This window comes from Streptomyces sp. DSM 116795, assembly GCF_055792905.1.
The window spans coordinates 6,448,116-6,462,746 of record NZ_CM147707.1; the positions used below are offsets into that span (position 1 = coordinate 6,448,116).

General features: G+C 68.8%; 15 protein-coding genes and 2 pseudogenes. 9 read left to right on the top strand and 8 right to left on the bottom strand.

The genetic code is table 11. From position 1 onward, the window contains the following. Window positions 1-8: 8 nt before the first annotated feature. From ACSMXX_RS27900 to ACSMXX_RS27910, 3 genes are all read right to left on the bottom strand, one after another. On the bottom strand, window positions 9-1,016 hold the full coding sequence (locus ACSMXX_RS27900; protein WP_473181429.1) for a hypothetical protein: 1,008 nt from the start codon (window positions 1,014-1,016) through the stop codon (window positions 9-11). Next, a complete protein-coding gene (locus ACSMXX_RS27905) occupies window positions 1,013-2,407 on the bottom strand; it encodes an MFS transporter (protein ID WP_473181430.1) in 1,395 nt (464 codons plus the stop codon). Before ACSMXX_RS27905 ends, ACSMXX_RS27900 begins: the two co-directional genes overlap by 4 nt. A gap of 70 nt (window positions 2,408-2,477) precedes the next feature. Continuing rightward, window positions 2,478-3,440 carry a MaoC/PaaZ C-terminal domain-containing protein gene (locus tag ACSMXX_RS27910; RefSeq protein ID WP_473181431.1) on the bottom strand — a complete coding sequence of 321 codons (963 nt, stop codon included), beginning with the start codon at window positions 3,438-3,440 and terminating at the stop codon, window positions 2,478-2,480. Between the two features lie 420 nt (window positions 3,441-3,860). Here ACSMXX_RS27910 and ACSMXX_RS27915 point away from each other — a divergent pair, with 420 nt between their 5' ends. Then, window positions 3,861-4,004, top strand: a complete 144-nt coding sequence (locus ACSMXX_RS27915; protein ID WP_473181432.1) for a hypothetical protein — start codon at window positions 3,861-3,863, stop codon at window positions 4,002-4,004. A 389-nt stretch (window positions 4,005-4,393) separates the two neighbouring features. Here the strand turns inward: ACSMXX_RS27915 and ACSMXX_RS27920 are convergent, their stop codons facing one another. Further along, a complete protein-coding gene (locus tag ACSMXX_RS27920; RefSeq protein WP_473181433.1) occupies window positions 4,394-5,197 on the bottom strand; it encodes an SMP-30/gluconolactonase/LRE family protein in 804 nt (267 codons plus the stop codon). Between the two features lie 29 nt (window positions 5,198-5,226). Beyond that, window positions 5,227-5,742: pseudogene (locus ACSMXX_RS27925) on the bottom strand (alpha/beta fold hydrolase); the annotation flags it as partial. A gap of 95 nt (window positions 5,743-5,837) precedes the next feature. On the opposite strand from ACSMXX_RS27925, the gene ACSMXX_RS27930 reads away from it, so the two are divergent. Further along, window positions 5,838-6,116 (top strand): glycosyltransferase family 39 protein, encoded by a 279-nt coding sequence (locus tag ACSMXX_RS27930; protein ID WP_473185014.1) that lies wholly within the window; start codon window positions 5,838-5,840, stop codon window positions 6,114-6,116. On the opposite strand, the gene ACSMXX_RS27935 is transcribed toward ACSMXX_RS27930, so the two are convergent. Continuing rightward, a complete protein-coding gene (locus ACSMXX_RS27935; RefSeq protein WP_473181434.1) occupies window positions 6,100-6,762 on the bottom strand; it encodes a RidA family protein in 663 nt (220 codons plus the stop codon). The two genes, ACSMXX_RS27930 and ACSMXX_RS27935, sit on opposite strands and share 17 nt — an antisense overlap. Before the next feature lie 185 nt (window positions 6,763-6,947). Between ACSMXX_RS27935 and ACSMXX_RS27940 the strand changes: the two genes are divergently transcribed. After that, complete coding sequence (locus ACSMXX_RS27940) at window positions 6,948-7,292, top strand: RidA family protein (RefSeq protein WP_473181435.1); 345 nt, start codon at window positions 6,948-6,950, stop codon at window positions 7,290-7,292. A gap of 522 nt (window positions 7,293-7,814) precedes the next feature. On the opposite strand, the gene ACSMXX_RS27945 is transcribed toward ACSMXX_RS27940, so the two are convergent. Beyond that, window positions 7,815-8,339, bottom strand: coding sequence for a MarR family winged helix-turn-helix transcriptional regulator (locus ACSMXX_RS27945; RefSeq protein WP_473181436.1), 525 nt, complete (start codon window positions 8,337-8,339; stop codon window positions 7,815-7,817). A gap of 91 nt (window positions 8,340-8,430) precedes the next feature. Here ACSMXX_RS27945 and ACSMXX_RS27950 point away from each other — a divergent pair, with 91 nt between their 5' ends. After that, window positions 8,431-9,381 carry an EamA family transporter gene (locus tag ACSMXX_RS27950; RefSeq protein WP_473181437.1) on the top strand — a complete coding sequence of 317 codons (951 nt, stop codon included), beginning with the start codon at window positions 8,431-8,433 and terminating at the stop codon, window positions 9,379-9,381. A gap of 2 nt (window positions 9,382-9,383) precedes the next feature. Beyond that, window positions 9,384-10,268: an SDR family oxidoreductase gene (locus ACSMXX_RS27955; RefSeq protein ID WP_473181438.1), complete on the top strand. Its 885-nt coding sequence runs from the start codon at window positions 9,384-9,386 to the stop codon at window positions 10,266-10,268. A gap of 293 nt (window positions 10,269-10,561) precedes the next feature. On the opposite strand, the gene ACSMXX_RS27960 is transcribed toward ACSMXX_RS27955, so the two are convergent. Beyond that, entirely contained in the window at window positions 10,562-10,924 is a 363-nt protein-coding gene (locus tag ACSMXX_RS27960; RefSeq protein WP_473181439.1) for a VOC family protein, read from the bottom strand. A 332-nt stretch (window positions 10,925-11,256) separates the two neighbouring features. On the opposite strand from ACSMXX_RS27960, the pseudogene ACSMXX_RS27965 reads away from it, so the two are divergent. The 4 genes and pseudogenes from ACSMXX_RS27965 to rpiB all read left to right on the top strand — a co-directional run. Beyond that, a pseudogene (locus tag ACSMXX_RS27965) lies at window positions 11,257-11,865 on the top strand (beta-ketoacyl-[acyl-carrier-protein] synthase family protein); the annotation flags it as partial. 245 nt (window positions 11,866-12,110) lie between these two features. Then, complete coding sequence (locus ACSMXX_RS27970; RefSeq protein ID WP_473181440.1) at window positions 12,111-13,121, top strand: LacI family DNA-binding transcriptional regulator; 1,011 nt, start codon at window positions 12,111-12,113, stop codon at window positions 13,119-13,121. Next, complete coding sequence (locus ACSMXX_RS27975; protein ID WP_473181441.1) at window positions 13,121-14,107, top strand: ribokinase; 987 nt, start codon at window positions 13,121-13,123, stop codon at window positions 14,105-14,107. Before ACSMXX_RS27970 ends, ACSMXX_RS27975 begins: the two co-directional genes overlap by 1 nt. Further along, window positions 14,104-14,625: a ribose 5-phosphate isomerase B gene (gene rpiB, locus ACSMXX_RS27980; RefSeq protein WP_473181442.1), complete on the top strand. Its 522-nt coding sequence runs from the start codon at window positions 14,104-14,106 to the stop codon at window positions 14,623-14,625. The genes ACSMXX_RS27975 and rpiB overlap by 4 nt, the downstream gene beginning before the upstream one ends. Window positions 14,626-14,631: the final 6 nt, after the last annotated feature.

Below are 14,631 nucleotides of genomic sequence, written 5' to 3' on the forward strand. Positions count from 1 at the left end.
GCGTCCGGTCAGGACGCGGGAACGGTCGCGCAGGCCCAGCCGGCCGTCATCAGCCGGCCGTCCGACTCCCGCCGGACCCAGACCTCCAAGTCGATGCGGAGACCCGAGTCGGCCGGGGCGACCGCCGTGACCACGCCGGTCGCGAGGAACGGTTCGAACACATCCAGGGGGGCCAGGAACTTCACCCGTAGCCACCCGGAAGTGAAGAAGGCCCGCCCGAACCGCAGGCTGAGCAGCTGGGCCAGTACGCCGAACTGCTGCTGTCCCTGCACGATCGGCACACGCAAACCGCCGTCGCGGGCGACGCCGATGTCGTTGTGGATGTTGCGTACGTACTCGCCGACGCGGCTGAAGACGGCGGCCTGCTCAGACGTGATCGTCTTGTGCAGCGGAGCGAGCACGTCGCCCACGCGCACACCGGAGTCGACGGTGGCGACGACCCGCGCGTCCTCGGCGACCTCGCCGGTCACCCGGCGCACGGGGCTCGCCGATCCCCGGCCTCCGATGGCGCCCGGGTCGGTCTTGAGGATCTCCACGCCCCGGTGCCGGACGATGCTCCGCCCGTCCTCGCCGGTGGCCCGCGCCTCCATGACGACGTAGCCCTGGCCGCGGCGCCGGTAGGCCTCGGTGTACGTCCCGGTGAGCGTGACGGCCTCGTCCAGCACGGCCGGACTGTCGAACCACATCTGCTCCTCGGTGTGGTAGCCGACGACCTTGCTGGCGGCGTAGACGAGGGTGAAGAGCTGGACGAGGTCGTTGCCGAGGAGCGCGGCGTGAGCGATCCGCTTCCCGCCGAACGGACTCTCCCGCAGATGCCAGGGCGAGTGGTCGTCCTGCGTGAACGCGAACCGCTTGATCTTGTGGTCGTCCACGAGGACCCGCACGGTCCCGAGCTCCTCGGGGATGCTCAGGTTCTCGAACTCCGGTTCCTTCAGGCCCTCTTCGAGTACGTCGGCCGCGGCGGTACGGCGGGGATCGGTCAGGTCGCGCCACGGGCGCGGGGGAGTGCGGGTCACGGGGCCACCGCCTCCGGCTCGCCGGACCGGTCCGTGTCCCGGCTCTCGCCGACGCGGTCCATGTCCACCTTGCGGGTCTCCGGCGCGAGCAGCGCGCAGACCAGGGCGATGAGGAGGGACCCCACCGTGATCAGAGCGATCGGCCAGGGAGCGCCGTCGGTCGCCGCGAGCAGCGCCGTGGAGGCGAGCGGCCACAGACCGATGAGGATGCTGGGAATCTGCGCCGCCATCGACACGCCCGTGTAGCGCACCTTCGTGCTGAACAGCTCGGAGAAGAAGGCCGGTTCGACGCCGTAGAGGGCTCCCACCCCGATCGCGTAGGCCACGGTGTAGATCACGTACGTGAGCACGACGGCGTCGGCCTGGAGGATCCAGAAGAAGGGGAAGGTGACCACCAGGCCCGTCACAGCGCCGATGACGAAGACGGTGCGCCTGCCGATCCGGTCGGAGAGCTTTCCGAAGAAGTAGTACGTGTAGATGGCGGCCGCGGCCGCGACGGTGCTGGCGACAAGCACGTCCGTGCGGGGGACGTCGGTGTAGTTGGTCGCGAAGGTCAGACCGATGGTGAGGATGATGTAGCCGAAGACTGCCTCGCCGAGCCTCATGCCCATGGCCAGCAGCAGCGGCCGCTTGAACCGCCTGAACAGCTCGGCGATCGGCATCTTCTCCTTCACCTTCGCGTCGGCGACCTGTTCCTCCAGCCGCTCCTGGGCGGCACGGAACGCCGGCGTCTCGGTGAGCTTGAAGCGGATGAACAGGCCGACCGCGATCAGCACCGCGCTGAAGAGAAAGGGAACGCGCCAGCCCCACCCGAGGAGTTCGTCCTCCGGCAGCAGGGAGACCAGCGCGAAGATGCTCGTGGACAGCACCAGCCCCACGGCGTTGCCGATCTGCGGGGCGCTGCCGTAAGCACCCCGCTTGTGTTCCGGCGCGTACTCGACGGCCACCAGCGAGGCGCCTCCCCATTCGCCGCCGACGGCGAAGCCCTGGACGAGCCGCAGCACTACGAGCAGGACGGGTGCCCATATGCCGATGTGCGCGGTGGTGGGCAGGAGCCCGATGAGGAAGGTCGATACACCCATCATCATCAGGGTCGTGACCAGGGCCGCCTTCCGCCCGAACTTGTCCCCGAAGTGCCCGAAGACGATGCCGCCGACCGGGCTGGCGACGAAGCCGACGCCGAACACCGCGAACGCTGACAGGGTGCCGATGATCGGGTCCTCTTCGTTCGGGAAGAACAACTGGCCGAGGACGAGGGCCGACGCGGTGCCGAAGATGAAGTAGTCGTACCACTCGACCGCTGTGCCGACGAGGCTGGCGACAGCGGCGCGCTTGGCGAGCGCGGCCCGCTCCCGCCCGCCGGACGGCCCGGCGGTGGTTGTTTCTGGCATGGGTGACTCCGTTGTCGATCTCGATGTGACTCGATGTGAGTGGTGGGCGGCGGGTGCGGGAGCGCTCAGGTCACACCAGCCGGGTGGGGCGCGCGGGATCGCCGTCGACGCGCGCGGACGCCCAGCCGAGGGCGCTGCGGGTTCCGTCGGCCTTGTCGACCCAGACCTCCAGCTCCAGACGGTCGCCGCTGACGCCAGAGACCGCGCCGCTCGTGGTCAGCTCGTCCCCGACGAAGACGGGTGAGACGAAGCGCAGGTCGAGCTCGCCGGATGTGAAGAAGCTCTTCCCGAAGACCTCGACGAGGTTGGAGACGATGAAGCCGGTCTGCTGCTGGGCCTGCACGATCGTGCGGTCGAGCCCGGCGGCGCCGGCCTTCTCCCGGTGGGTGTGCACGTTCGCGTATCCGCGTCCGGCCCACGAGAACACCGACATCTGGTCCTGGGTGAAGACCGTCGTGCGCGTGGGGACGGCGGCCCTCTCGGGGGCGTCGAGCCGCGCGCGGTCCAGCAGGGGAACGCCGCGGTCCACGGTGCCGAGCACTGTGCGGGCCCGCTGGTGTCCGGCCGCGCGGCGCTGCCCGACGACCTCGCCGGCGACCGTGCGCATGATCTCCTTGCCGACGTGCCGCACGAGCAGGCGCCCGTCGGACCCGCGCGCTTCCGCCTCGAGGACGACATAGCCCTGGCCGCGCCGCTGGTACTTCTCCGTGTAGGCGCCTTCGACGGTCACGGTCTCGCCGACCGCCACCGGCGAGTGGAAGGTGAGGTGCTCGTGGGTGTGCAGACCCTGCGCGGTGTTGCCGTCGTAGTTCTCGTAGAACAGGAACAGCAGGTCGTTGGCCAGCACGAGGGGGTGGCCCACGGGCCCGGCGAAGGGAGACTCCCCGAAGTACCAGGACCCGAAGTCGTCCTCGCAGTACGCGTAGTCGAGGACCTTGCGCCGGTCCACCGTCACCTCGACGGGGCCCATGGGCTCGGGGATCTCGACCAGCTCGAAGCGGGCCTCCTTCAGGGGCGAAGTCTGCGACGCCATGGTCACCTCCGTGTCGGGCCCGTCAGGCCAAAATGTCTAGACGACTAGTGTTTTACGCTAGGTTCACAAAACAGAAACTGTCAACAGGTTCGTCAGCTCCGATCTGTTCTCCTCCCGGTGACCTCCCTGGCCAGGGGCCGCGGGCGCGGGTTCCGCGCTCGCGAAAACGGCCCTTGCGAGCGGGAGTTGGCCGCCGACCGGCACGGGTGAGGTGACGTCGGTGGCAGGCGTGGCCCCGCTTCGGGAGGAGGACCGGCGTCCGGCGGGCCGGGTCCGCGCCGGAGCATGGCGAGCCCACGGCGTATCCGCCGGAACAGCCCTGAATGACACTGCTCGCGGGCAGCTTCAGCGGTGGTGTACGGCGCCTGACCTGGCATGCCGCCCGCCGGCGACCGACTCCGCCGGTACGTGCTGAGCGGGGTGCTGCACGGTGGGACCGCGCTGATCGGCAGCGCCCTGGTGCCGGCGGTCCTCGTCACGCTGCGGGTCACGCTGTTCGGCTGCTTCGCGGTCCTCAACGCGACTGGGGCGGCTGGTGGAGCCTCCGCCGGCACCGCGATGTAGGTACCGTGCGGCCGCGGTTGCTGGCGCGGGGGCTACACGTTGGCGGCGCTCAGGGGCGAGGCGGCGAACCGGAGGGGCTACCGCCACCGCCGGTGCTAGATGCAGGGGACACGGAGGCCCCAACATCGATGCGAGCAACACACCGCCACCGTCTCAAGAGCTCTACAGCCCTGCTGAATTGACGGGAAGTCAGGCGCGAATAGGAGTCCAACAGATGGGTGTTACTCAGGCTTCGCTAGCGCGAGCACGTCGCAGATGTCAGTGGTTGGGGCCATCAGCGGCGACGGCTCGAACGATGACATCTATGAGACCCATAGGGGTCCAGGAACGTTTGATGTCGATCCCCGGCGGTGGCGTACCGGAGGGAGCGGGCGTATCCATGACTGGAGTCAGGGCTTCCCGGCGCCTGGTGCGGGTGCTGGGAACGCCACGACCCGGCCGCTGGGTTCCGAGGACTCGGATCCCTCCCAGTTCTGTCCGACGACGTACAAGTGCGGGTCGTCCCCACGGCTGAGCGTGCAGGCGAAGGCACCCCGGTCCAGGTCGACCGTGGCAAGCACCTGACCCCCCTCGCGCACACGCACACAGTGCTGGTTGCCGACGTCCGCGTACCAGACAGCGCCCTGGGCATCGATGCAGATCCCGTCCGGGTGGTCGCCGGGCGTCTCCGCCCACACCCGCCGGTTGCCGAGGTCGCCATCCTCCCGGATGTCATAGGCGGTGAGCTGGTTGCCGTAGGACTCGGCGACGATCAGTGTCCCGCCGTCCGGTGCGATCGCCATCCCGTTCGGGAACGCGACGTTGTCCGCGACCTCACTGACGTTGCCGTCCGGTGTGACGAGGACGACCAGACCTGGGGCGAACTCGCCGCCGGGAAAGTCGAAGCCGATGGTGTTCACGTAGGCGTTTCCGTGGTCGTCGACCACGATGTCGTTCCATGGCTTCGCGGAGACCCCGGAGAGGTCGGCATGCGGGATCAGCGATCCGTCAGGCTCACGGCGCAGCAGCCGTCGCTGTGCCGAATCCACGACCAGCAGCCGGCCGTCGGGGAGGAAGTCGATGCACATCGGGAACGACGGGACAGTCGCGACCACCTCGTGGCTGCCGTCGGTGCCGAGCGCAATCACCTGGTTCGCGCCCCAGTCGGAGAACCATACTCGCCCGTCGTGCCAGCGTGGTGACTCACCGAACACGACTCCTTTCATCAAGACTTCAGGTGCGGTCACATCGTCGCTCCTTCTCGTCGGCAGTAGGACAGACTCGGCCGGCCTCTGAAACTCATCGCGGACCGCGAGAACAGCGCGGGCGTGATTTCGCCGAGTCGGTCAAGCGTGTGCACTTGGTTGAGGCCTCGCCAGTAGCGTGCCCAGCGCTCAGGTGGCACTCGGCGGATCTGTTCGCGTGCGTACCGTACGGCCCACCGATTCTCTGCCAGGGCTGGCGTGTTGAACCACCTCTGCATCGTCGGGACAACTTGCGCCTCCATTCCTTGGAGTTCCGCGGTGCGGGCCCTGTCGAGATAGGCCGAGCCGTCGCTGGCGGCCATGGTGCACACCAGGCCCAGCGCGCTGACCCGCGCGGGGTGCCGAAGTGCGAAGACCTGCGCCACGGCGCCGCCCAGGGAGAAGAGAACTACGTGAGCACTGTCGAGGGCCAGGGCATCGAGCAACCGAGCCAGATCATCCGCACAGGCCCCCAGAGTGAAACTCTCCAGAGGGGAGTTTGCAGCCACGCCGTGTAGGCGGAGGTCATTAGCCCCACGGGCGTTGGGGTTCGTCGATTACCTGCTCGCTCACGGTCGACAAGCTGCCGGGAGCGCGGTGACTCCAGGCGCTGTTCGTCCGGACGCTCGGCTTCCATGAGTGGGTCCTGCTGCTGCCGCAGATGCTGGCAGCGGCGGCGACCGTGCCGCTGTTGTTCAGCGCGGTGCGCCGCTGGATGGGCCTGCGGGCGGGGATCGTCGCGGGCGCCGTCTTCGCGCTTTCGCCGGTCACGTACGTCACGGCACGCATCAACATCCCGGACACCTTGCTGGTGGAGGCCACCAGCCGGCAGCCCAGCCCCTGGCGGACCACTGCTGTTCCAGTCGCGGAGATCAGTGTCGGCGGATGAACCTGCTGTGCGGTACCACGGCGATGGGGACGAGTTCGACGAGGAATTCGGGAACTACCAGGCCGGGGACCTGGATCAGGATGCTGGCCGGTGCACTGTCGATGTCGAAGTGGCGGGCTCGGACACGTTGGATCACGGGTAGATCGGCGCGGTCGAGGAAGTAGATCGTCATGGAGACGATATCGCCGAGCGTCCCGCCGACGTCGGCGAGGACCGTTCGGACGTTCTCGACAGCCTTCTCCATCTGTGCCTCGGGATCCCCGACGCCGACGACGTTGTCGAATTCGTCCCAGGCCACTTGGCCCGTGACGTGGACAACCACACCTTCCCCCTGGGCAACCCCCTGAGAGAAGGCACGACCATTCGGCTGCCACATCCCCGCCGGGTTGAACCTGTCGGCCATCCTTGCCCTCCTCGCAGCCCGTGGGCCTATGGCGCAGCCACCGTCGACCGCCTCACCTTCAACGGCACCCTCATCGATGGCACGGATGTCTACGGTCTCACCAACTCCCGTGCTCTCCAGGCTCTTGGGCGGTCCGGGTTGGGCCGTGCGGGTGTCCGCGTACAGCAGTGCAATCTGATCTACCTGGTGCTCGGTGTCGAGACCTGCCTGCTTCTCGTTGTGCGGCAGGGTTGGAGCGAACACCACTGGGCGGCACGAATATTGCGGACGCTGGAAGCCGAGCTGCCGGACCAGGCGATCAGGCAAGAGACCACCCGTTATTCGAGACGGGAGAGGAGCCGGCGATGTCAGCCGTACGCGAAATCCAGTCACTTACGTTCACGAATCCACCAGGACTATATGACCCAAGGCCGAACGGATACTCGCATTTGTCCGAGTTCCCGGCTGGCTGGCGGATCATCACGCCCGCCGGTCAGGGCGGCGAGACCGAGGACACCCGCCTGTCGAACGACTTCCGCGAGCAGTTCGCACAGGCGGTCACTAACACGGAGACCGTGCTCGCCGCGGCCGGCGCTACTCTGCGTGACATCGCCAAGATCAACCTACTGATCGTGGATCACGACCGTGAGAAGTTCCGCGTGATGACCGAGGAGGTCGCTCGCGTGTGGGGAGACGACAAGCCCGCGATGACGCTGATCCCCGTGCCCGCACTTGCTCTCGAAGGCATGCTCGTCGAGATCGATGTGGTCGCCGTCGTGGCACCCTCGCGATAGTTCCCGACAGGTGACGCTCCCCGAGGGAATTTGCGGGCCGGCAACACCGTGCTGCCCGCTCGCGGACGTGATCGACGAGATGGTCGGCGGTTAGGAGGCCGCGGAAGCGGCTGAACACTCCCACCTCATCGTCGGCGCGGTCCGGTCGCCAGTCCGCAGCGACCCGCCGTCGAGCTGTCTCCCTTTCCGGGCCTGGCAGTGGGCGAACTCCGCCAAGCCGGGCGGGAGGTCCACGACGGGTGCTCTCCAATTTCTCCCCGGCTCGCAGCTCGGCAGTCACAACTACTGGCTCCATCCCGGTCCACTACGAACGCCAAGTCGCCCAGTCGACGACCAGGGTCACCGGCCATTGAGGACCGTGGCCAGTGGACGCTTCCCGCAGCCCGGGCTGTCAGCGGCGCAGGGCCCGGTGGCGCCGGGGCCCGCTGCTGTCTGTTGCCTACCTGCACCACGCCGCGATGGCCACCCTGTGTTGTCCCGACTGGGGCCGGGCGATGGCCGGACTGCCCGGAGGATCGAGACTCAGGCCTCGTCTGCTGGCGCGACGTCGCTCGCTTCGTCGCCGTGGTTGAGCAGGAGGGTGCGCAGGGTTGCGGCAAGGTCGTCCTGCTGGTGCTGGTCGAGCGCGGCGAGGATGCGCCGTTCGTTGTCGAGGTGGGCGGCGACGGCTCGGTCGATGAGCTCGCGGCCGGCGGGCGTGAGGGCGACGATGACGGTACGACGGTTGGCGGGGTCGAGGTCACGTGTGATGTAGCCCTTGGCGACGAGCCGGTCGAGGCGGTTGGTGACGGCGCCCGAGGTGACCATCGAGGAGCGGGCCAGCATGCCGGCGGTCATGCCGTCGGCTGAGCCGGCGCGTCGGAGGGTGGCGAGGACGTCGAACTCGCCTCTTTCCAGGCCGAATTCACTGAAGAGCCTTTTGAGTTCGCGCTCGGCGATCCGGGCCATTCGGGAGAGGCGGCCGAGGACCCGCATGGGGGACGCGTCGAGGTCCGGGCGGACACGGGCCCACTGCTCCACGACGAGGTCGACGGCATCTCTCGTCACAGAAAACTCCTCAACCTTGAACTGTTTGACGCAAAGGTATCACTCGGAGTACTGTCGCCAACATTGAATATTTCAACGTTGAGAGGTCTTCATGGCGACCACATCCACGACCTCGGCGACAGCGCCCAGCGAAGCTGCGCCCTGCGGCGGCACGCTGGGAGTGACCGCGCTGACCGCGGCCGTACCGATCAGTTGGGGCACCACGTACCTGGTCACCACCGAGTTCCTCCCGCCCGGCTACCCGCTGGTGTCCGGCGTGCTTCGCGCGCTGCCGGCCGGGCTGATCCTGCTCGCCGTCACGCGCAAGCTGCCGCAGGGCGCGTGGCTGTGGCGCTCGCTGCTGCTTGGCACGCTCAACATCGGCGCGCTCTTCGCGCTGCTGTTCGTCGCTGCCTACCGGCTGCCGGGTGGTGTCGCGGCGACTCTCTTCGCCGTCCAGCCACTGTTCGTCACCGGCCTGGCGTTCTGGCTGCTCAGCGAGAAGCCCACGCGCTGGCGGCTGGGCTGGGGCCTGGCGGGCGTGGTCGGCGTCGGGTTGATCGTCCTGCGCGGCAGGATCTCCTTCGACCTGCTCGGCGTCCTGGCTGGGATCGGAGCTGCCGGGGTGATGGCCGGCGGGATCGTCTTGACCAAACGGTGGGGGCGCCCTGAGGGTGCCGGCGCGGTGACCATCGCCGGCTGGCAGCTCACCGCCGGCGGTCTCGTGCTCGTCCCGCTCGCGCTTGCCTTCGAGGGACTTCCGTCCGGACTGGATCTTCGTGCGGTCGGCGGCTATGCGTGGCTTTCTGTGGTTGGCGCGCTGCTGTCCTACCCGATCTGGTTCCGCGGCATCGGCAAGTTGCCGGTGGTCGCCGTGTCGTTCCTCTCCCTGCTCTCGCCCGCGGCTGCCACGATCTTGGGCTTTCTGTTCCTCGGTCAATCCCTGACGCCGTGGCAGGGCGTCGGGTTTGTGCTCGCGCTGACTGCCATCGCCGCCGCTCAGCTGACCCCCGACGTTGTCCGCAACCTGATCCGTATCCCCGCTACCAGTAAGGGAGAGTGAGCATGTCGCGCACCGTGCTGATCACAGGAGCCACCGGTACTGTGTCCACCGCGCTGACGAATGGGCTGCACGGGGCCGATGTGGACCTTCGTGCTCTCGTCCGCGACGAGTGCAAAGCCGACGTCCCGCGCGAACACGGCGCCGAAGTCTTCGTCGGTGACCTCGATGATCCTCGGTCGCTGCCTCCTGCATTCGAGGGCGTGCAGGACGTGTGGCTGCTCACCCCGAACGGCCCACGCGCTCCGGAGAACCACATGAATGCCGTGTGGGCCGCACGCCAGGCCGGCGTGGAGCGCGTCGTGCGCCTGTCCGTCGTCGGTGCGGCACATGACGCGCCGAACCGCAGCGGCAGGCTGCACGCGCTGTCCGACCGGGAGACCGAACGGTGCGGCATGCGCTGGACGATCCTGCGTCCGCACTGGTTCATGCAGAACCTGCTGAACGAGACGGGCGACATCCGCGCCACCGGCACGTTCTCGCTGAACATGGCCTCGGCGCGGGTCGGCATGATCGACGCCCGCGACATCGCCGAGTGCGCCGCCCGGGTGCTCGTCGACGACCCGGACCGCCACCACGGCAGGACATACTCCCTCACCGGCCCGCGCTCGCTGACGTTCGACCAGGTCGCCGAGCAAATGGGCCTCACGCTCGGCAGCTCCATCACCTACCTGCCGGTCAGCGACAACACCAAGCGCAAGACACTGCTCGGCTACGGCGTTCCGGCATGGATCGTCGACATGCTCGAAGAGTACGCACACGCGTATGCCTCCGGCTGGGGGGACTTCACTACCGATACGGTCGCCGACCTGCTCGGCCGCCCCCCGCGCGACATAGCCGACTTCGTCCGCGACCACGCCGCAGCACTCACCCGTGCCGACGCCACCTGAAACCGCGACCCTCTGATCAGCCCCGGGATGCCCCGCTCCGGCACCGGTGCAGGGGTCCGCGGATGGGCTGCGTCAAATCTGGACCAATCGGCCGCTGCGGCGACTGTTCGTGCTGAGGCAAGGGAGAAGATCTCCTGCGGCGACGGCGCGAAGGGGCCCCGCGTCTATCACTGGGGCGGCAGTGCAAGTGGCCTGCACGTCACGGCATCCACTGCTTTGATGCGCCGGCTATTCCCAGCCACCACCGCTTAGGTGCGTCGACGGCATGCCCGACGTTCTTCGGGCCGACTTGGTCAGTCAGGTAGCTCATGCAGACCGAAGGGTGAACCCTGGTCGTCGCGGCAGAGCTTGAAGCGGCCGAAACGCGCCCGTGTGCCGTCCTCGTCCTCTCCTTCGTGATCAGTCACGTCCACCGTGCCGCCCAGCTCGTGAACTCGCCGGAGTGCCGTATCGAGGTCGTCGACCCGGAAGAAGAGATAGGGCGACGCGCCAGGATCGCCTCCGTGGATCCCTCCCCATGCGCCGACCGTGGTGATTTCGAAGCCATTCCCCGACGGCCCCGGTTGCATGTCCCAGCCGAACAGCCCTTTGTAGAAAACGTGCCCTCGCTCGGCATCCTCCACGCCCAGCGAGAAGAACGACGGCTCACCAGTCATGTCTCCTCCAGACATCGAGATTCCTCCCGGCCATTCCTACACCTCACCCCGGGCGCCGACTTGGACAAATCGGCGATGACTGTGCGCTGGGAGGCGCTGCCACCGCGCAGTCAGCGTGACTCAGGCATTGCGCTCACCCCAGCGGCTTGCGTCGGTCATCAAGACCCGGTGCGGGCCAGAGGGCCCGTATGCCCCTACCGCCCAAGTGCATGGTCCTCCTGTCGGCGATTCGGACATCCACATGCCACCTTGCTGCCGATTCCCGTCAGGATTGCGATCTCCAACTCCGCGCTCAGCGCGCCAGCTTCAGGCCAGCCACGCAGCCGACGATGCTCTCCCGGCGACGCGACGATCCGGCCGCGGCCTCACGCCCGTTCGACGCCGACCGGGACGGGTTCGTCCTCGGCGAAGGAGCCGCCGTGCTGGTCCTCGAACGGACGGCCGACGCCCTGAGGCGTGGTGCGAGGCCGCGCGCGATCCTGGCTGGCTGCGGCTCCACCAACGACGCCTTCCACCCCACCGCCCCGCACCCCGAACACCTCGTGGCGGAGGCCGCGTTGCGTGCCGCGCTCACCGAAGCCGGTGCCACCCCCGGAGAGGTGGACCACGTCAACGCCCACGGCACCTCGACCCGCCTCAACGACGTCACCGAGGCGGCCATGGTCGCCCGCGTCCTCCCGCACGCCCCCACCGTGACCTCGGCCAAGGGAGCCCTCGGCCACACCTTCGGCGCCAGCGCAGCGGTGGAGGCGGCACTCACCGTGCTGACCCTCCAGCACCAACTTGCCCCGCCCACCGCCAACCTGAAGACCATCGCCCCGGACATCGAGCTGAACCTGGTGTCCAAGACCGCCCGGAAGCAGCGGATCGACCTCGCGGTGAGCAACGCCTTCGGATTCGGCGGGCACAACGCCGTCCTGGTCTTCAGGCGCTGCCCGTAGCCGCACGGTCCCCGGCAACGCGCGGCCCTCAACTGCGGGCCGGCGCCCCGTACTTGTTGCGGGATGCCACCGGACGGACGTCCGGGATGCGCTGCCGGCTGCGGTGACGTGGCAGCTCACACCCGGTCCGCGGTACGTACCGAAGTCTTGACGCCCCTTCGCACCCGCGCCTAGTTTCAGCGCATGCAAACGTTTGACCATGATCACCGGCATTCCCGTGCAAACGATTGTCCAGGGTGTGGCGCATGGTGACCATCCGGGACGTGGCCGCCGAAGCCGGCGTCTCCATCACCACCGTGTCCCGCGCGCTCAACGAGAGCGAACGCGTCGGCCCGGCGACCCGGGACCGGGTGCGCAGCGCCGCGCGGAAGCTGGGCTATGAGCCGAACGATCTCGCGCGCAGCCTGCACGGCAAGGCGACGGGCACGATCGCGGTGCTGGTGCCCGACATCACGAACCCGTTCTTCCCGGAGCTGGTCAACGGGATACAGGAGACCGCCACGGAGCACGGTCGGCTCCTGCTGCTGTGCCAGACCTCGGAGGACACGGACGTCGCCGTGCAGGAGCTGCTGCACCTGCGCCGGAAGCGGGTGGACGGAGTGGTGCTGGTCGGCGGTCTCGCCAGGGGCGAGGAGATCTCGGCGGCGCTGGCGGGGATGCCGGTGGTGACCGTGGACCGGGACACCAGCATCGACGGGGCGTGGGTGGTGCGCAGCAACCACCGGCTCGGCGGCCGCCTGGCGACCGAGCACCTGATCGAACTCGGGCATGAACAGATCGCGCACATCCGGGGTCCGGCGCATCTGTCGGTGGCCGAGGACCGGCACGAGGGGTACCGGGACGCCTTGCACGATGCCGAACTCGCCTACGACGCCTCTCTGGTGGTCGAGGGCGGCTTCCTGGAGCAGGGCGGGTACGACGGGCTGCGCGCTCTGCGTCGGCGTCGGCGGCCGTTCAGCGCCGTGTTCTGCGGCAACGACCTGATGGCGATCGGCGCGCTGCGGGCGCTGGAGGACGTGGGGCTCGCCGTACCGGAGGAGGTCAGCATCGTGGGGTTCGACGACATCCACCTGGCTTCGTACCTGCGTCCGGGTCTGACGACGGTCCACCAGCCGATCCAGGCACTCGGCCGTCGCGCCGCCGCTCTGCTGATCGACCGGGCGATGGACGGTCACGAGCCGGCCGTGGAGATGTTCGACGTGCACATCGTGCGGCGCCAGACGACCGCACGGAACCGCGCGCGGGTGGTGCGGTGATGGGCGGGGTGACTGTGCTGGGGAGCCTCAACGTCGACCTCGTCACCACCGTGCCGCGGTTGCCGCGCCGGGGCGAGACCGTCGCGGGCGGGAGCCTGAGCCGGCTCCCCGGCGGTAAGGGCGCCAACCAGGCCGTGGCGTGTGCCCGTGCCGGAGCGTCGGTGCGCATGGCCGGCGCGTGCGGAGAGGACGACGGGGGCGAGCTTCTCCTCGGCGCGCTCGAACGCGAGGGGGTCGACACCTCGTTCGTACGCCGCAGGCAGGACGTGCCGACCGGGACGGCCACCATCCTGGTCGAGAGCTGCGGCGAGAACGTGATCGCCCTGACCCGGGGTGCCAACGGCCACATCGACGAGGACGACGTCACCGCCGTCTGCGAAGCGCTCGGTGCCGGGGACGTGTTGCTGATGCAGTGGGAGATCCCGCTCCCCGTCGTACGCTGTGCCGCCTCGCTGGCCGCCGCGCGCGGGGCCACCGTCGTGCTGAACGCGGCACCGGTGCCGCAGGACCCGGACCCGCCGCAGGACCCCGACCTACCGCAGGACCCCGACCTACCGCAGGACCCGGACCTGCCGCTGGCGCAGGTCGACGTACTCCTCGTCAACGAGCACGAGGTGCGCCAGCTCGCGGCGGCCGGCGGAACCCCGGCGGGGGAGGACCGGACGGCCGAGGACTGCGCCCGCTCGCTTGCGGCCCGGCACGGTTGCCTCGTGGTCGCGACCCTGGGCGCCCGCGGCGCGATCGCCACCCGCGGCGAGCAGCCACTCTTCTTCCCCGCACCGCGCGTTCAGGCCACGGACACCGTGGGAGCGGGGGACGCCTTCGCGGGCTACCTCGCCGCGGGGCTGAGCCGCGGAGTGGACGAGGAGTCGGCCATCGGGACGGCCGTCCTCGCCGCCTCGACGGCCGTGACCCGGCCGGGGGCCCAGGAGGCGATGCCCCGGCACACCGAACTCGGCAACCCACGCTCCACCGGAGGAACATGATGCGCCTGGCACTCGGCAACGACCACTGCGGTCTCGGAATCAAGGACCACATCAGGGGCGTCCTCGACGAGTTGGGCGTCGAGGTGACGGACGTGGGCACGCACACGACGGAGCCGGTCGACTTTCCCGACATCACGCGGCTGGTCTGCGAACCGGTCCGTAACGGAGAGGCCGACCGCGGAGTGCTCCTGTGCGGTACGGGGGTCGGCGCGTGCATCGCCGCCAACAAGATCCCCGGCATCCGCGCGGCCCTGTGCCACGACACGTTCTGTGCCCATCAGTCCGTGGAGCACGACGACGTCAACGTGCTGTGCATGGGTGCCTGGATCATCGGCCCCGTCACAGCCGAAGACGTGCTCCGCACCTTCCTGGGCGCCTCCTTCCACACCGACGAACACTTCCGCAGGCGCGTGGCCAAGCTGCACGAGATGGAACTGGCCGCCGCCCGCGAGCTGGCCCTGGGCACGGAGCACCAGGCCACAGGCACCGAGTACCGAGCACCAAGCACCACGGAGTGATGCGTC